This window comes from Methylobacterium sp. CB376 (assembly GCF_029714205.1).
GTDB lineage: Bacteria > Pseudomonadota > Alphaproteobacteria > Rhizobiales > Beijerinckiaceae > Methylobacterium.
Window position 1 is genome coordinate 5410103 of record NZ_CP121648.1, and the last position, 15199, is coordinate 5425301.

The 15199-nt window shown below is 66.1% G+C and carries 14 protein-coding genes and 1 tRNA gene; 6 read left to right on the forward strand and 9 right to left on the reverse strand.

What is annotated here, in order from left to right:
• The first annotated feature begins 740 nt into the window (after positions 1-740).
• From QA634_RS24900 to QA634_RS24910, 3 genes are all read left to right on the forward strand, one after another.
• The gene (locus QA634_RS24900; RefSeq protein ID WP_012334672.1) at positions 741-1451 is read left to right on the forward strand and encodes a recombinase family protein; all 711 of its coding nucleotides are present in this window, start codon (positions 741-743) and stop codon (positions 1449-1451) included.
• Positions 1452-2384: 933 nt separating this feature from the next.
• Positions 2385-3203 carry a hypothetical protein gene (locus QA634_RS24905; RefSeq protein WP_012334673.1) on the forward strand — a complete coding sequence of 273 codons (819 nt, stop codon included), beginning with the start codon at positions 2385-2387 and terminating at the stop codon, positions 3201-3203.
• A gap of 385 nt (positions 3204-3588) precedes the next feature.
• Positions 3589-3828, forward strand: coding sequence for a hypothetical protein (locus tag QA634_RS24910; RefSeq protein ID WP_150108721.1), 240 nt, complete (start codon positions 3589-3591; stop codon positions 3826-3828).
• A gap of 11 nt (positions 3829-3839) precedes the next feature.
• Here QA634_RS24910 and QA634_RS24915 read toward each other — a convergent pair whose 3' ends face one another.
• From QA634_RS24915 to QA634_RS24935, 5 genes are all read right to left on the reverse strand, one after another.
• Positions 3840-4337: a DUF4145 domain-containing protein gene (locus tag QA634_RS24915; protein WP_210161164.1), complete on the reverse strand. Its 498-nt coding sequence runs from the start codon at positions 4335-4337 to the stop codon at positions 3840-3842.
• A 207-nt stretch (positions 4338-4544) separates the two neighbouring features.
• Entirely contained in the window at positions 4545-5993 is a 1449-nt protein-coding gene (locus tag QA634_RS24920; RefSeq protein WP_150108722.1) for a tyrosine-type recombinase/integrase, read from the reverse strand.
• An 81-nt stretch (positions 5994-6074) separates the two neighbouring features.
• Positions 6075-6149, reverse strand: a tRNA-Thr gene (locus QA634_RS24925).
• A gap of 123 nt (positions 6150-6272) precedes the next feature.
• On the reverse strand, positions 6273-7472 hold the full coding sequence (locus QA634_RS24930) for a glycosyltransferase family 61 protein (RefSeq protein WP_012334675.1): 1200 nt from the start codon (positions 7470-7472) through the stop codon (positions 6273-6275).
• A gap of 288 nt (positions 7473-7760) precedes the next feature.
• Entirely contained in the window at positions 7761-8570 is an 810-nt protein-coding gene (locus QA634_RS24935; RefSeq protein ID WP_012334676.1) for a class I SAM-dependent methyltransferase, read from the reverse strand.
• A 312-nt stretch (positions 8571-8882) separates the two neighbouring features.
• Here QA634_RS24935 and QA634_RS24940 point away from each other — a divergent pair, with 312 nt between their 5' ends.
• The 3 genes from QA634_RS24940 to QA634_RS24950 all read left to right on the forward strand — a co-directional run bounded on the left by QA634_RS24940 (position 8883) and on the right by QA634_RS24950 (position 10567).
• Complete coding sequence (locus tag QA634_RS24940) at positions 8883-9059, forward strand: hypothetical protein (protein WP_012334677.1); 177 nt, start codon at positions 8883-8885, stop codon at positions 9057-9059.
• A 104-nt stretch (positions 9060-9163) separates the two neighbouring features.
• Entirely contained in the window at positions 9164-9811 is a 648-nt protein-coding gene (locus QA634_RS24945) for a YoaK family protein (RefSeq protein ID WP_012334678.1), read from the forward strand.
• Positions 9812-10345: 534 nt separating this feature from the next.
• Positions 10346-10567: a hypothetical protein gene (locus QA634_RS24950; RefSeq protein ID WP_012334680.1), complete on the forward strand. Its 222-nt coding sequence runs from the start codon at positions 10346-10348 to the stop codon at positions 10565-10567.
• A gap of 346 nt (positions 10568-10913) precedes the next feature.
• Here the strand turns inward: QA634_RS24950 and QA634_RS24955 are convergent, their stop codons facing one another.
• From QA634_RS24955 to QA634_RS24970, 4 genes are all read right to left on the reverse strand, one after another.
• The gene (locus QA634_RS24955) at positions 10914-11681 is read right to left on the reverse strand and encodes a Crp/Fnr family transcriptional regulator (RefSeq protein ID WP_012334681.1); all 768 of its coding nucleotides are present in this window, start codon (positions 11679-11681) and stop codon (positions 10914-10916) included.
• Between the two features lie 66 nt (positions 11682-11747).
• Positions 11748-12620, reverse strand: a complete 873-nt coding sequence (locus QA634_RS24960; RefSeq protein WP_012334682.1) for a hypothetical protein — start codon at positions 12618-12620, stop codon at positions 11748-11750.
• Between the two features lie 59 nt (positions 12621-12679).
• The gene (locus tag QA634_RS24965; RefSeq protein WP_150108723.1) at positions 12680-13657 is read right to left on the reverse strand and encodes a glycosyltransferase family 2 protein; all 978 of its coding nucleotides are present in this window, start codon (positions 13655-13657) and stop codon (positions 12680-12682) included.
• Positions 13658-13766: 109 nt separating this feature from the next.
• On the reverse strand, positions 13767-15185 hold the full coding sequence (locus QA634_RS24970; protein ID WP_012334684.1) for a hypothetical protein: 1419 nt from the start codon (positions 15183-15185) through the stop codon (positions 13767-13769).
• Positions 15186-15199 lie beyond the last annotated feature (14 nt).

A 15199-nucleotide genomic window follows, 5' to 3' on the forward strand; every position in this document is an offset into this window, starting at 1 on the left:
GCCGCGGAGTCTCGCATGAACCTTCTGCGCCCCGTGTTTCGCCAAAATGACTGCCTAGATGCTTCGGACACCCAAGCTCGATGGGACCCGTTGTTGACCGTGAGCCGGCCCCGCAGGACCACAACACACCGCAAGGCCCAACAACAACTTGAGGCTTTACCGAAAATTTGAAGATGGGGTGGTGGGGGTCTCAATCTGAAAAGCTCTGAGCCTGGGACTCCTAAGCTCTCTGATGGACCACCAACCCCGCTGAGGTGAGCCAGCGTCCACTCACAAGGGCTAATAGTGGCTGTGAGTGAGCTAAGGGCAGCCTGGGTCATTCACATGGACACGGGCAGACATTCGGGGACATAGGGTAGACATTCGCCCTATGCCCAGCCACGGCCCTCCTACAGCCCAACAATCTGTAAGGCGATGGAGGCTATCATCGTGACACACAGGGACACATAGGCCGCCCCTAAGATGTGGAGCGGGTTCCGTAGCGCGCCTTTGCCCTTGATGAGCAGCGCAATGAAGATAATGCAGAAGAGTACGGTCATAGATGATCATGCCAGTGTGATCGGGTGAGCGATATAAATGGCACGAATAGCCCGGGGTGGCAATGGGTGGGAACGCTTAGATCGGCTATATTCATGAAAGATAGTTGCTTCAACCCGGATATATCCCTTGCTGTGCTGAGTCGCTGCCTGTTACACCGATAGCAACGAGCGTAGGGCTCAGCGTTACACCAGGGGAGAGCGATGGCTCAGGGGCGGTTTGTGTCGTATCTGCGGGTGTCCACCGAACGCCAGGGGCGCTCTGGACTTGGCTTGGAGGCACAGCGGGAGGCCGTGTCAGCGTTCCTCAGCGCGGGCCAGGGGGCGTTAGTGGCCGAGGTGGTGGAGGTGGAGTCGGGAGGGCGCAATGATCGCCCCAAGCTCGCTGAGGCCCTGAGGCTGTGCCGGCTCCACAACGCCACGCTGGTGATAGCGAAGCTCGATAGGCTCTCACGAGACGCCGCCTTCCTGCTGACCCTTGAGAGCAACCTGAAGCGGATGGGTCTCCGGTTCGTGGCCGCTGACATGCCCGATGCCAACGAACTCACCATCCACATCATGGCCGTAGTGGCTCAGGCCGAACGCCAGATGATTTCCACGAGGACCAAGGCCGCGCTACAGGCAGCTAAGGCCCGCGGGACGAAGCTCGGGGGAGACCGGGGGAACATCGGGCAGATTAGAGCAGCAGGGGTGGCCGCCAGCGTGGCCAGGAGGGTCGAGAAGGCCGCTCAGAGGGCGGAGGACCTGGGGCCGCTCGTGGTGGAGCTACACGCCTCTGGGGCGTCCCTGAGGGCGATAGCGGCCGATCTCAACAGCAAGGGCATTCCGACAACCAAGGGTGGCCTTTGGGGTCCTGTGCAGGTCGCGCGCGTGCTGGCACGGGTGGCGAGCGTAGGGAGTGCGGCCGGCGCGTGAGGGCACCACAACTCCTACTCTGAGTCCTACTCATGCAGATTTTTTGGTCTTCCCGGCGTCTCTAACTGCGTGTCTTTGCTCGTATTCCTAATGAACCCTCAGAGGATGTGTAGTCCTCACGCCTCACAAGATCGTTGACTGATGCGAGTTGCTATCACATAGCTTCTTCGCGCTGACCACGGCTGCACAAGGCGGTCTGGCAGGCATTCGATTAACACGGTCCGAGAACAAGGGGCGGCTTCAGCTTGCCTCAAGGATCACGCACACGGAGAAACCATGCCACCACCATCAATATTCGACCTTGTCAGTGGGCGAGAGACTGCCCAGGGGGAGACTCAGACCGGCCCACAGGCAACACAGACGCCAATAGACCCACTCGCGAAGCTTGCTCAGTGGCAGTGGAGGCCAGGGCAGCCATTCGACCCGGCAAGCTCAGGGCAGCCGTTCGGGCCGATGCGGATAGCGATGCTGGACCCTGCCAAGCTCCCGGCTCCGGGAACCGAAGGCTTCACCACGGAGGACCACGCAGCCATCCAGCAGTGGGCTCGGGGTCGCCTCAGTGACCAGGAAGCCGATGAGGACCAAGAGCAGCAACGCCTAGCCAACGAACAGAGGTTTGCCCAGGCGGACGCTGAGGATGAAGCTCGGAGAGCCCAGGCGCAGGCTGAGGCTGAGCAGCTTGCCAACGCACCACGAAGCCCAGGATTGGCCGATAGCCCTTCGGCGCTTGCGGGTCTCATGGAGAGTCAGACAGCCCTTAGGCGCCTGGGAGGGGCCACAGGACGCCCAGGAGGACCGCAGGGAGGCGCGGGAGCCACCGCCCTAGCTCAGCAGGCTCAGAGCAGCCAAGCCGCCTTGAGGCAGCTAGCGCATACTAGCGGGCTGGTGCGCGGTGTGAGGAAGCCCGGCTATCCAGGAAGTCGGGGCTGACACATGGATAGCCAAGAGCAGACCACAAGCCTGCCTGACTCGGAACTCACTTACGAGCATCTGGCCGAAATAGAAGCTACTCAACCTCGCAACGAAGAGACACCAGAAGCTCTGAGGTTGGATCAAATCCGAGTGGCGGAGCAGGTGTTTCAGCCACGGGTCGGCCGGGGCAATCTGCTGGATGATACCCACTTCGTTCCGGTACTTGTGGAGGAGCTTAGGAGAAACCAAGGGCGGCCACTGGAGGCTGTGCTGGTTACAGCCATTGGACCAGACTTCTTTTGTGTGGATGGCCACCACCGGCTTGCTGCCTATGAGCAGTTTGGCTGGACGGAGCCGGTGCCGGTCAGAGTCTTTGAGGGAAGTCTGGTAGAGGCATTCGTTCAGTCGTGGACTGAGAACCGGAGGCCGAAGCTGTCTCCTTCAAGGAGTGACAGAACCGAGTGGGCTTGGCGGTTGGTTCAGCTTGAGAAGTTCTCAAAGCACAGGGAGCAGGAACTAACGGGCTGTAGCGAGGGAACTATCGCTAAGATGCGAAGGGCGCTCAAACACGAGGGCAACATAGTTCGTGGGCAGCCCTGGTGGTGGGTGCTCAGAAGGGAGAACAATAAGGAAGCTATGGATGTGGAGGAGTGGCAGGAGCAACAAGCTCAGCAGGTAGCTCAAGCCGTGGTGAAGCACACAGGTGTGAAGCTTGCTCGCAATCCTGAGGTACTAGCGAGGGCCATTTATCTCATTAATGATGGACTACCTGCCTTGCTCATGGAGATTTGGCGTGGGCAGATAGAGCTTGAGGCCGCTCTGGAGCAGATGGACATCTAAGGAGCAGCATGGGGTAAACCCGGGGCTTTGTCGTCTCGTGGTCTGCTATGGGCCGCCAGGGGGCTCCGGGTTACCCTATGCACCTACTGGAAGGCATTTCTGCATAAGCAGGGGTGCATTTGCATAGGCATATTTCCCTTAGGCAGCTACACGTCTGAGACAAGATAGATTGCGTGCGATTTATTACGAGTCTTGCAGCGGAGAGCCTATGTGTGGACAGCGGGCCTCGCCTCGGAACGCGCCTACGCGGTCTGGCTGTGTCAATGATCCATGATGCCTGTGCTGAGTGACTGTGGACAAAGGACCGCCTAGCGAGGGCGAGTGGCTTGCCTTGGGCTTCCGTTTGGCTACCAACGCAGGTAGGCAAATAGATGAGATAAACCACATGCCGCCAGAGCCTCAGCAGCAAACTAACTGGGATCGGATCATTGAGATATCGGAGCGGGCGGGGCATTGGTGGTGGGCGCTGGACGTTGGGACATTTACCTTCGTTACATTCTTTGTTGCTTTATTTGGTATGGCAATGGTCACTGGCAAGCGGCGGTTTGAGCTTGTGCTCAGTAGTTGTATGCTGACCGCCATGGCTTGCCTGTATCGATGGTTTTTGTCTCCAGCCGTGTTCTGACTCTCTCAAGGCTACTTCGCGGGAGGCTTGCCAGCGGCGGCCAGCTTAGCGTTGAGAGCCGCCTTGCGGGCTTTGGCTTGCGCAGGACGCACGTAGAAGTGCTCAAAGAGCTCATCTAGTATATCGAGGCACCACTCTGCCTCATGTGGCTCCACGTCAATAACCTGAAGGCTGGTGACATCGGTAAGCGGGTGTGCTGAGAAGTTGCCGAAGTTCCTAATGCCATCAATGGTTTCCCGTAAGGAGATCGGAATGGCTTTTGAGGCATCAGTCTCGTTTAGCAGAAGATCGATTTCTTTTGCTAGGTCTCTAGCTTTATAGCCGTTATTGTGAAGCACAGCCTGGAGACAGCGGCGAGCAAGAGCAGCAGAAGCCTTCGGACTTATCGATAACACCTCGGAAGCTTCTTTGTAATCCGATGCTAGCGACGCGGGCACATGCTCTGAAACTGGACCCCTATTAGCGCGGCGAGGATAGACCATAATCAAGGAGACGAGTCGGCTGGCCAAGAAGCAGGGTTTTCTCTATTAAAGGCAATCTCGATGATGTCATTTTTGCACTCCGGACATTTGCATATACGACCGAACCAACCACTTGGATGGGTGTTCAACATAAGGGCGTTTCTTGACCAGAGATCATGGATGCTGGTTCCGCAGTGGGGGCACTTCACAGGGGTACCTCTTATTGCGTGCTGAAAGTCGTTGGGGAGTCACGATTTATGAGAACCGCAATTCCTTCGCAAGAACCACCTTCTCCAATTGCTCGCGAAGTTGCCCTAAGCGATAGCCCTGGCCATATCCCTGCCCAATAGACCGCGTTCCCCATCCACCGATGAGGTTCTGAAATTCCTCCGGGACATCTGCGTGTCTCAGACGGTCCCTCATGGCGTGCCGGAAGGAATGCGTGGTTTTCTCAATCTTGAGCGCCTCAGACAGCCACTTGTTGATGGTCTGAGCGGCGCTGGCAGCCTTGATGTTCCTGTCCGCGGCATAGCGAGGGAACAGCCATCCTGACGACTCAGGAGCCTGCTGAGCGGCTTCTACGGCCTTCCGGGCAGCCCAGACCGCCAAGCCAACCAAGGGCACCAGCCGCTCGCTATTAGCGTTCTTCAGGGTCCTGCCGAGAGCGAGATGCGGCCTGATGTTAATGTGCGGAGTTTCATGGTCGAGCACTACGTCGCCCACCCGCAAGCCCACAATCTCTGCGATGCGAGCCCCTGTATCTGCCTGAAGGGCCATGATCTGGCGAATATCATCACCCTTCTGTAGACAGGCAGCAGAGATGGTCCGCAGTTCCTCTGAGGTGAATGGCTTGCGACCACCCGCATCCTCAGCCTCGCGAGGTATTTTCAAGCCCTCAAATGGATTGCCGTGACTCCTCAGATTGTACTCTCTTAGTCCGAAATTGAAGACGGCCCTTATACTGTTTAGGTGTCTGCGAACCGTGGTAGTCTTGTTTCCTTCCTTGAGCAAGCCGTCCCGTACTGCGTTAGCGTGCTTCCGCTCATACGTGTTAAGCGGGAAGTCTCCAACCAGCGTGAATACATGCCCCAGCGATCGCTTGGTATCCGCCACGAACTTGGGCTGATTCCCTTTGTCATGGTTCTGAAGGTACGCCGCCAGAGCATCGCTCAGCAGAGCACGGGGCTTGCCGGGGTCTTCCTTGGCCAGCCTGACAGCTTCACGCTCAGCAGGGGTCCACTGGTCCTCAAGCCATTCGCGCGGGGCGTTAGTGTTGTGGCGAAGCTCCGTGTAGGCTTGTCCGTACCGGCGCTCAAAGTAGGCGTCGAAGGCGTCCCCGGCATCAGGACCATCCACCCAGCCACGGCCCGGTGCAAGGTCGCCTGGGGCAACGCCAATGGCATTCAGGATGGCCACGGCAGCAAGGCGGTTCTCTGGCGTGGTCAGCTTAGCTGCTTGTCCCTCCCTGGATCGCAGCGATGTCCACAACGCATCATCCTGAGCCGCCAGTTGTGTGGCCTTCTGGGCTGCAACGGCCATGTCTCGCGTGCTGAGGCTGATTCGCCTGAACCGCTTGCCGGGGTAGTGGCTCAGGAGGTCCACAGGGATGCGGCGATAATAAAAGAGCGGGCCACCGCGTTTAAGGGGTCGGACGTATCGCACTGTGATTCGTAGCAAACCGGTATCAAGAAGCACCGAAGGCATCGGTAACACCCCGTGTATCACCACGGGCGCCTCAGCGCGATACCTAAGTGTCTAAGCTGGCTTCAAAAACCACTAGGGTGGTGGTGCCGGCGGAGGGGATCGAACCCCCGACCTTCGGTTTACAAAACCGCTGCACTACCGCTGTGCTACACCGGCCGACATCGGGAAGGCGTCGAGGACCACGCGACCGCCGCGGCGGTCCGGCGGCCTTTAGAACCCCTGCCCGGGCGGAGGTCAAGGCACAAACCCGCCCGTCCGCTCTCCGCCGCGCGGCCGGCCTCACCGCGTCAGCGCGGCCAGCGTCCGCGCCAAGTCGTCGGGGTCGATCCGGTAATCCTGGTTGATGCGCGCCTGGGTTCCCGCCCCCGGCCCGGCCTCCCCGTCGGTCGGCACGATTTTGAGCACGTAGTCGAGGCCGAGGAGCGCGCAGAGCTGCTCGAGCCCGCGGTGGAGGAACGCCTCGACGCTGAAGCGGCTCTCGAAGACCAGCACCCGCGTGCCGGGCCGGCAGAACAGCAGGTTGGACAGGTCGGAGCCGTGGCCGCCGACCACCACCCGGGCGCTCCGGAACAGCCGGGCCTGCTCCCGCGCCGGCAGCCCGCCGCAGGCCACCACGTCGAGCCCGAACCGGGCCAGGACCGGGGCGACCTCCTCGAAATTGGCGATGCGCCGCTTGGGCGCGGGCAGATCCTGGCGGCTCGCGAACAGCCCGCGCGGCGCCGCTCCAGGCGCGGGCCCGCGGGCGCCGAGGTTTGGGCCGGCGAAGCGGCGGACGATCGCGGCGAGCGGCCCGCGCGCCGGCCCCGGCCCGGGATCGCCCGCCCCGTCGAGCCCCCACGCGGCGAGGAGATGGGCGGCGAAAGCCCGGATCATCTCGGGATACAATCTGTTCTGGTCGAGGAACGAGACCAGGCAGGCCTCCTCCAGCAGGTGGTCCCGGCCGGGATCGAGGACCAGGAAGCGCTCGGCCGGGAGGCCGAAACTGTCCAGCACGGCCCGGTACGGCTCCCGCAGCGCGAGGGGATGGACGGCGATGCGCAGGTCCGCGCACGCCAGCAGGTCGGGGCGCAGCTGCCCGAGCAGCAGCAGCCGCGGGCACCAGTTGAACAGCCAGTGATACCACACGCCGTCGATCGGGCCGCCCAGCACGATGTGGCGCCCCGGGCAGGGGACGGGCGTTCCCTCCAGCCGGTAGCGGCCCTCCTCGACGCGAAACCGGGTCGGGAAGATCGTCTCGACGCCCGAGTAGGATTGGTTGAGGAACATCCGGCTCCGCCGGGTGTCGATCGGCACGAAGGCGCTCGTCACCAGAACGTCGCGCGCCGTGAAGCTCACGAGCTCCTGCGTGGTCCAGCGGAAGTCCGGCCAGAGCTGCAGGGCGCGCATCGCGACGCGGCGGGCGTCCGGGTAGTCCGCCGCGACCGCGTGGTCGTCGACGACGGTTCCGGCGAGGACCTGTCCGGCGGTCGGCGGGGTCATGGCGGGGTCATGGCGGGGTCATGGCGGGGTCTCGCGGCGGCGGGGCGCTCGGCGGCCGGGATGCGGCCGCCCGACGCGGGAAGAGGAGGCCGGGGGAGTCATACCACCGGTCATTTCTCATGACCGGTGGTGCGGCTCTCGAATTTTCGCCAAGCCTCTGATTCGCCAACCCTCTGGTTCGCCAACCCTCTGGTTCGCCAACCCTCTGGTTCGCCAACCCTCTGGCTTGAAATCGAAAATCCGAGATGGAGCAACGGCTCGATGCGTCAGCATCCTGAGCCGTTGGTATCAGTCCCGGCGGCGATTGGTCGAATCCCCGACCGGGGCGAGGCGCGGGAGCAGCGCCCGGGCCGCGTCCGGGTCGGTCAGCTCGGCCTGGAGATAGAGCCGCGCGATGTCGAGCCCGCCTTCCGGCCCGTGCTCGATCGTGAGGCTGCCGAACCCGAGGCGCGGCAGCAGCCGTTCGAGCAGCGTCCGGTCGATCCAGTGGAAGCGCGTGCAGGGGGAATCGTCGAAGGCGGAGTGGCGGCCCGCGTCGCGCAGCATGCGCTCGACGCCGCTCTCGCTCCCGCCATCCGCGAAGGTCGCCACCAGCCGCCCCCCGGGGCGCAGCATCGCCGCCGCGGAGATCAGGTAGACCAGGGCCGACTGGAAATCCATCATCATCAGGACGTCGATCGCGAGCCAGAGGTCGGCGGATCCGACCCGGCCGCCGTAGTCGCGCAGCAGGCCCTCGTTGTCGGTCCAGTCGATCAGGCGGGCGTCGAGCCGCCCCCGCGCCGCGGCCTCGCCGCAGCGCTGACGCAGCGCGTCGAGGAAGGCCGCGCTGATCTCGTAGGCGGTGACGCGGGCCGGCGAGCGGGCGAGCACCCACTCGGTGTACTTGCCCGATCCCGGGCCGATCTCGACCACCTCGCGCCACCCCGCCGCATCGCTCGTCCCGACGATCCGCCGCCAAGTCGCCTCGCGCAGCGCCGCGTCGGCCCATTCGTCTCCCGGCCAGGCCCAGTCCGCCCCGGCGGCGGCCTTGCGCGCCGGGAAGACGCGCCTGACGTACTCGTCGAAGAAGGATGCGGCCCCGGATCCTGGTGTCTGCACGTCGCTGCTCCCCGCCTCAGGGAGCGGCACCCTAGAGCATTTTCCGACGAAGTGGATGCCGGTTCGTCGCAGAAAATCCGGCAAGATCAAAGATCTAGAGCGGCACCCGGTTGCAACGTGATCGGGTGCTGCTCTAGAGATTGTCATGGGTCGTGGACAGGTGTCGTGCGGGCCATCGCAGCCTCCGGCCCGGATTGCCCGCAGGACGAGCGACGGGGCCCGCCCTCCCCCTCCGGGCGGGGATGACGCCACCACGGCGCGCCGCTATCGTCGGCCCGATCCGAATTCGCCCGGAGCGCGAAGGCACTCGTCATGCTGTCGGTGGGTGATGTGATCGTGACGGCGGCGCCGAAGCCTGCGGACAACGACAACGCATTCCGCGCGACGAACAGGTTGCGCGACCTCTGCGCGGGGCTCACGCTCCTGATCGCCGCGTCGGGAATCGGCCTGTTCGCCGTCCACCTCGAGGCCGTGTACGGCCTGCGGTAAGGGCGGGGCGGCGCCGCGCGTCCGACGCTGCCGCGGAGCCGCGAGCGCCGCCGGCAAGTTGTCGACCCGCGGCAAGCTCGTGTCGCGCTCACCCCCTCGGGCCGATGACGCGTTCCTGGCAACTGGCGTTCGGGCTCCTGCTCACGGGGCTCGCCGGCTACGTCGACGCGCTCGGGTTCATTCGCCTGAGCGGCCTCTACACCTCGTTCATGAGCGGGAACACGACCCAGCTCGCCGTCTTCCTGGGCCAGGGCCCGATCGACCACGTGGCAATGCCGGCCCTCCTCGTGCTGATGTTCCTGGCCGGCTCGACCCTCGGCAGCGGCTTGTCGATCCTCACCGCGCCCCGATGGTCCAGCCCGGTGGTGCTGGCCTACGAGGCGCTCCTGATCCTGGGCGCGCTCGCCTTCGGCCTCGCGATCCCGGATCTCGGCCTGGCCTCCCTGTTCATGGCGCTCGCCATGGGGTCGCAGAATGCCGTGCTCGGGTCGGTCAAGGGATTTCGCGCCGGCACCACCTTCGTCACGGGCGCGCTGCACAGCCTCGGGCAGAACCTCGCGGCGGCGCTGACGGGCACCGGCGCGCCCCTCGGCTGGGTCGGCGACGCGGCGGTCTGGGCCGCGCTCCTGCTCGGCGCGCTCTGCGGCGCCGCGGCCTATCACGCGCTGCAGCTCTACGCCCTGATCATTCCCGCCGGCCTCGCCGGATTGCTCGCCGTGGCAGCCGCCCTGTTCGCCGTCGCGCGCGGCTGAGCCGGCGCCGAGGCGCGCCCGCGACGGGTCGAGCAGGCGCGCGGCGCGCGGCCGGGCTCCCGGGCGACACGGCGGTCCGCCGCGGCGAGATCGGCCCTGGCGCACGGTCAGGTCTTCCGAGTCGGGCGCGAGGCTGGGGACCCCGCGGCCTCCGTATTGTGCCGGCAATCCAGGTCATCGCGGCATCGAAGCCGCGCGGCGCCAAGCATCCTCTCCACCCGCGCCGCACCGCAGCCGCCGCCTCAGCGTTGCCGATTCACAACATCAGCTGTGGATTATTTGTGGTTTCCAACTTATTCACAACGGCTCAGGTTGCAGCAATCATGTCCGGCACATTCTACTGGTCTCCTGGTTCCCGAAGGAGCCGGTCTCAGCGGGGACGAAGATGGAGTTGTTGTTGATCATGGGCGCCGTGATGATGATGGGCGCTCTTTCCCTGTTCCAGGGGCACAGGTTCGTGGGCCAGCGCGGAGCGGAGGGCGCTCGACTTGAGCGTCGGGGCCAAGCGATCGCCTGGGACGCGCCGGGCGAGCGATGACCCCGGACGATCGCGACGCGCTCACCCGGGCCCGCGAGGCCCTTGCCCGGGTCCGGCTGACGCTCGCGCGGCGCATCGCCGCGACGAACGATCTCGACCTCTCGAATGTCGAGGCGCTCACCAAGGTGCTGGGCGCGATCGAGAGCATCGATCGCGCGCTGGTCGACGCGGGCCACCCGTTCATGCCGGCCGGTCTCGGCGCCGATCCGGCGCCCTGAGCAGCCTCGTCCGAACCGGTCATCCGCTGCCCGGACGATCACGTCCGGACAGCGGATGATCCGGGATCCCCTTGATCGAAGCGGGTCGCGTGTCACGAGCCCGCGCGGCGCCTGAGCGAAGCCGAAATCCGCCATCCCGAAGCGATCGCCCGGATCTGGGATGAGGCATCCGGCCCCGGCGGCACGCGCCTTGCTGGACGACCCGCGTTGCTCCGCCAGCAGACCCCCTCTCACGCGGGCGACCGGCGGCCGGGGGCGGCGCGGCGCGCTCCCGGTCACCGCCCCCGTCCGCGCCCGCGGCGATGCCGCGGCCCGGGGACGACGCGCGAGGCGCCCGGCCCCGCCGTCACAGCTCCTCGGCGCAATCCGCCGTCCGGCTGCTGGCCACCGGCTCGGATGACGGGCGGCCGGGGCTGAGGGGGGCGATGAGCCGCGCGTATTCGCGCTCGGCGGTGCCGTAGCCGGCGCCCGCGATCGTCGCGAGGCGCGCACGGTCCAGAACGGTCAGCTTCCGGCGCCCCGCGGCGATCGCCTTCCCCCTCACGAGTTTCTGCAACGCCGCGGTGATGCCCGGGCGATGGGTTCCCAGCACCTGGGCCAGCACTTCGTGCGTGATCTCGATGTCGTCCCCGGGCAACCGGTCCGCGGCCTGCAGCACCCAGGCCGCCAAGCGCTGCTCGAGCTTGCACCGGTGCAGGCCGAGCGCCGTCTGGTGACCCGACACGATCGTCGCCTGCACGTACCGCATCAGGGTGAGGCGCAGGACGGCGTTCCGGAGGATCAGCTCACGCAGCGACCCGACCGCGATCCGCAGCGCGGTGCCGCCGACCCGCGCGCGCACCTCGTGCGGGGTGCGTCCGACCCCGAGCACCGACGCGGTGCTGACCATGCCCTCCTGCCCGACCACGGACATGTCGAGGCATCCGCGCCCGCCCGCGTCGAAGGACACCGACAGCAAGCCGCTCTCGGGAAAGAACGCGTACCGGATCGTCTCGTCGGCGCCGATGATCCTCTCGCCGACCTCGACCGGGACCTCCTCGCAGAGCGGCAGGATCCCGCGCAGCTCATCCGGCGGCAGAGAGACCAGCAGCTTGTTCCGCACATCGGCGTGCATAGCCAATACCCTGCCAGAGAGCCGCGAATCACCGGATCGGCGCCGATCACGCGGCGAGCGGCCGCCTCAGCGGCGCGCCCGCGGCCGATGCGAGGCCTCCGCTCTCACCGGCGGGGGCGGATCGGACAACAACAGCTCGTTCGACGAACAGTAACTGAGCGTCCTCCACTCCGTCCTGAGTTCGACCCAGTTGCTCATCCCGGATCCAGGATTGTTGGCGAAGCCCTGCACGAACTCCGCGGTCTCGTCGCGCCACCAATCCGCCCCGACATTCGCGATCAGGCCGAGGCGGGGATCGGTGACGCGCAGGTCCATCTGCACGTAGACGCCGTCGACGGAACCGGCCGGGAAGGTCCCTCGCGTGACCGGCCAGAAGTGGTTGTTGGACCCCTCCGGCGGGGCGGCGAAGGAGACCGTTCCGTCCTCCCCGCGGCTGATCGGCATCGGGCCCGCGCCGCCCCCGGTGAAATCGGCTCTGAAGAACCCGCCCGCGATCGGGTCGGCCTCCGAGGCTTGAACCTGTCTCCAGGTCCTCTCGATCCGGTCGTGAACGTAGGTCCGTACGCGCGCGACCTCGACCTTGCCGTCGAAGCCGCCGAGGGAAGGCCTGCGCTTGTTCTGATAGACCTGTCCCCAGGCGGTGACCGCCGAGAAGCCCGGCGGAGGGGCCGGGCGGGCCTTCTGGACCCCCGCATACCAATCGTAGCTGATAGGCACGCCGGCGGGCTCGCCCTCGCTGTTCCCCTTGGAATTCTGCCGGAGCGCCTCGCTCATCGACAGGGCGGCGGCGCCGGTCGCGCCGGGCAGGGCCGCGGCGGCTGCGATCGCGAGCCACGCCGCGGCGCGCCGGCAACGCGCACCGACGCGCCGCCGGAGGCCCGGCCACGGGCGCGGCGCCCGAGCGCGCCCCTCGCAGCCCGGAACGGCTTTCCTCGCCATGGTCCAACCTCCCGTGCCAGGTCACGAATGCCGCGAACCGCCCGTCCGCGCGGGCCGCCTCAGGCGGCCGCCTGCGCCCCGGGACGATGGCGCCTGAGGAAATCCGCCAGGAAGCCCGGACACATGACCTTGGCCACGAAGCCCGAGGCGTAGACCAAGTCGCGGGCGCCGAGGTCGCGCCGCAGGTTCCATCCGGCCCGCAACCGCGCGGCCCGCGCCTCGGCCAGGGTCGGGTCCGCCAGGGCCTGCAACCCCCGCCGCGCGAAGCACCGGCGCGCGTGGTCCTTGATGTCGCGGCGCAGCCGGTCGTCGGAGAGGCGCTCATCCGCCACCATCGACAACAGGTCGACGAGCTTCGCGCCGTCACGCAACCGCCGCTCGACGGCGAGGCGGGACGTCTCCGAGCCCGCATGGTAGGCGAACGTGGCGCAGGGCGCGTTGATGAAGCCGACCGCGTCGGCGAACAGGAACGGCGCCCAGGCCGCCACATCGGCCATGTGGGGAAGCTCGGACGAGAAGCCGCCCCGCTCCCGCAGCAGGTCGGTGCGAAGGGCGACGCTGCACATCGTCACGGAGATGCTGTCCCTCAGGTATTCGAGGAGCAGGTCCGGCCCTCGGCAGATCCCCGTCGCCAGGGCGGCGCTCCGCCGCGCCGGACGCGTCCGCGCGCTCGCCAGCGAGTGCAGGTTGCTCAACCCGATGATCGCGGGGAGGCCGGGCGATTGCCGCACCAGCCGCGCGCAGCGCTCGAGGAAGTCCGGCTCGACCCGGTCGTCATCGCTCAGCACGACGGTGTACCGGCCCCTCGCCATGCTCAGGCAGGCGTTCCAGTTCGGAATGAGGCCGATGTTGCGCCCCTGCCGCACGAACCTGAGGCGCGGATCCGCGACGTCCTCCAGCAGCCGCCCGGTCGCGTCGCTGGACGCGTTGTCCGACACGACGACCTCGAAATCGGGGAAGCGCTGCGCGAGGGCCGAGGCGAGGCAGTCCCGAAGCAGGTGCGCCCTGTTGAAGGTTGGGATCGCTATCGTGAACAACGGCGGAGCACCGTCCGACTGAGCGCGATCACCCGACATCCTGTCCTCCCTCTCAAGCCGGCGCCGCGCGACCGCGGACCATCACGCCGGCGGCGTCAGCGGGTCGCGATCACTCCGCGGCGATCCGCCTGGGAAGCTGCCCGCTCCGCGCGGACAGAAGCAGCTGATCATCGACGTCGTCGTAGCTCTCGAAGCTGTCCATCTCCAGGAACACGGCGATGACGGAGCCGAGCACGAACCCGAAGGCCAGGGCGAGCAGCACCAGCTGCTGGACCTGCGGAAACAGCGGGGACGTCGGACGGTCCGCCTGCTGCACGACGCGGATGCTCGACAGCTGCGCCTTCTTCGCGCTGGCCGCGCTGATCTGCTCCTCCATCATGCGGTTTCCGTAGAAGTCGGCGGCGCTCGCCGCGCGGGCGAGCACCCGCTTGAGGCGCTCGTACTCCGCCTCTTTGTCGGTGATCGCCCTCAACTGGCCATTGACGGTCGTCAACTCCTTCTGCAGCAGCGCTTCGAGGCTGACCGCGCCGTTGAGATCGGAATTGAGCTTCAGGAGGTTGGCCATCGCGTCCTGGTAGACGCGGACGAGGAGCAGCGGCGGCGCCTCCTCGAAGGCCGGGATCGGGTCGCTCCCCTGCCCGGTCTTGGTGTCGCGCCCGCCGAGCCGGCCCACGATCGCCGACACGGTGCGGGACTGCGTGACCGGCTTCATGAGACTGAGCTGGTCGAGGATCGCCTGCTTCTGCCCCTTGCGGTCGACGATCGCGCCGCGCGTGGTGGCGATCAGCGCGTCGAGCTCGCTGGCCCGCTTCAGGAGCAGCGCCTTCTGCTCCGTCGTCGAGTAGATCGAGGCGGCGATCGAGAAGTTCTTCAGATCCGATGCGGCCTTGTGGGCCTCCTCCTCCAGCCGCTTGGCCTGCTGCTGAAAGAACTCGTCCGCCCCGGGGATCTGGACGAGGCTCGCCTGCACGGTCACCAGCGCCTCGGCGAGCGCGTTGACGAATTTGGGGGCGACTTCCGGGTCCGGGAAGCGGAACGAGATGCGCAGCAGGTCGGACCGCCCCTCCTGCCGCGCCGAGATGAGGTCGCGCAACCCCGCGACCGCCTCCGCCCGGACCTGGGCGGGGTCGCGCTTGCGCTGCCGCTTGGCGATGGTCTCGCGGACGAAGGCGCGGGCTTGCTCGACGAGGCCGCTCACCGGGCGGGCCGCCTCGAGGCTCAGCACGTAGGTCGAGGCGGCTTCGAGCCCGTTCAGCGCCGCGGCGGAGAGCCATGTCCGGAACTGACCCAGCAGCGTCGTGTCGCCCTTCATGGTCAGGCGCTGCAGTCCGACCTTGTCGAGCGCCTCCGAGATGACCTGGTCGGTGGACCCGATGCGGCCGATCGAGTCGAGGCGGGCGCTGAGGTCCACCGAATCGCCCAGCGTGCTCCCCGTGTTGTTCTTGTCCTTGATGCCCTGCCCGACGCGCACGAGCGTGTAGACCTCGTACCGCTCACCGACTGCCGAGTAATAGACGAACGCGGCCAACGAGGTCGCGAAGA

What these genes read in the sequence shown, in the direction of transcription:
- QA634_RS24950 (WP_012334680.1), top strand. Translation starts at nt 10,346, where the DNA reads ATGACCCCGGACGATCGCGACGCGCTCACCCGGGCCCGCGAGGCCCTT.
- QA634_RS24955 (WP_012334681.1), bottom strand. Translation starts at nt 11,681, where the DNA reads ATGCACGCCGATGTGCGGAACAAGCTGCTGGTCTCTCTGCCGCCGGAT.
- QA634_RS24960 (WP_012334682.1), bottom strand. Translation starts at nt 12,620, where the DNA reads ATGGCGAGGAAAGCCGTTCCGGGCTGCGAGGGGCGCGCTCGGGCGCCG.
- QA634_RS24910 (WP_150108721.1), top strand. Translation starts at nt 3,589, where the DNA reads ATGCCGCCAGAGCCTCAGCAGCAAACTAACTGGGATCGGATCATTGAG.
- QA634_RS24920 (WP_150108722.1), bottom strand. Translation starts at nt 5,993, where the DNA reads ATGCCTTCGGTGCTTCTTGATACCGGTTTGCTACGAATCACAGTGCGA.
- QA634_RS24945 (WP_012334678.1), top strand. Translation starts at nt 9,164, where the DNA reads ATGACGCGTTCCTGGCAACTGGCGTTCGGGCTCCTGCTCACGGGGCTC.
- QA634_RS24905 (WP_012334673.1), top strand. Translation starts at nt 2,385, where the DNA reads ATGGATAGCCAAGAGCAGACCACAAGCCTGCCTGACTCGGAACTCACT.
- QA634_RS24900 (WP_012334672.1), top strand. Translation starts at nt 741, where the DNA reads ATGGCTCAGGGGCGGTTTGTGTCGTATCTGCGGGTGTCCACCGAACGC.
- QA634_RS24930 (WP_012334675.1), bottom strand. Translation starts at nt 7,472, where the DNA reads ATGACCCCGCCGACCGCCGGACAGGTCCTCGCCGGAACCGTCGTCGAC.
- QA634_RS24940 (WP_012334677.1), top strand. Translation starts at nt 8,883, where the DNA reads ATGCTGTCGGTGGGTGATGTGATCGTGACGGCGGCGCCGAAGCCTGCG.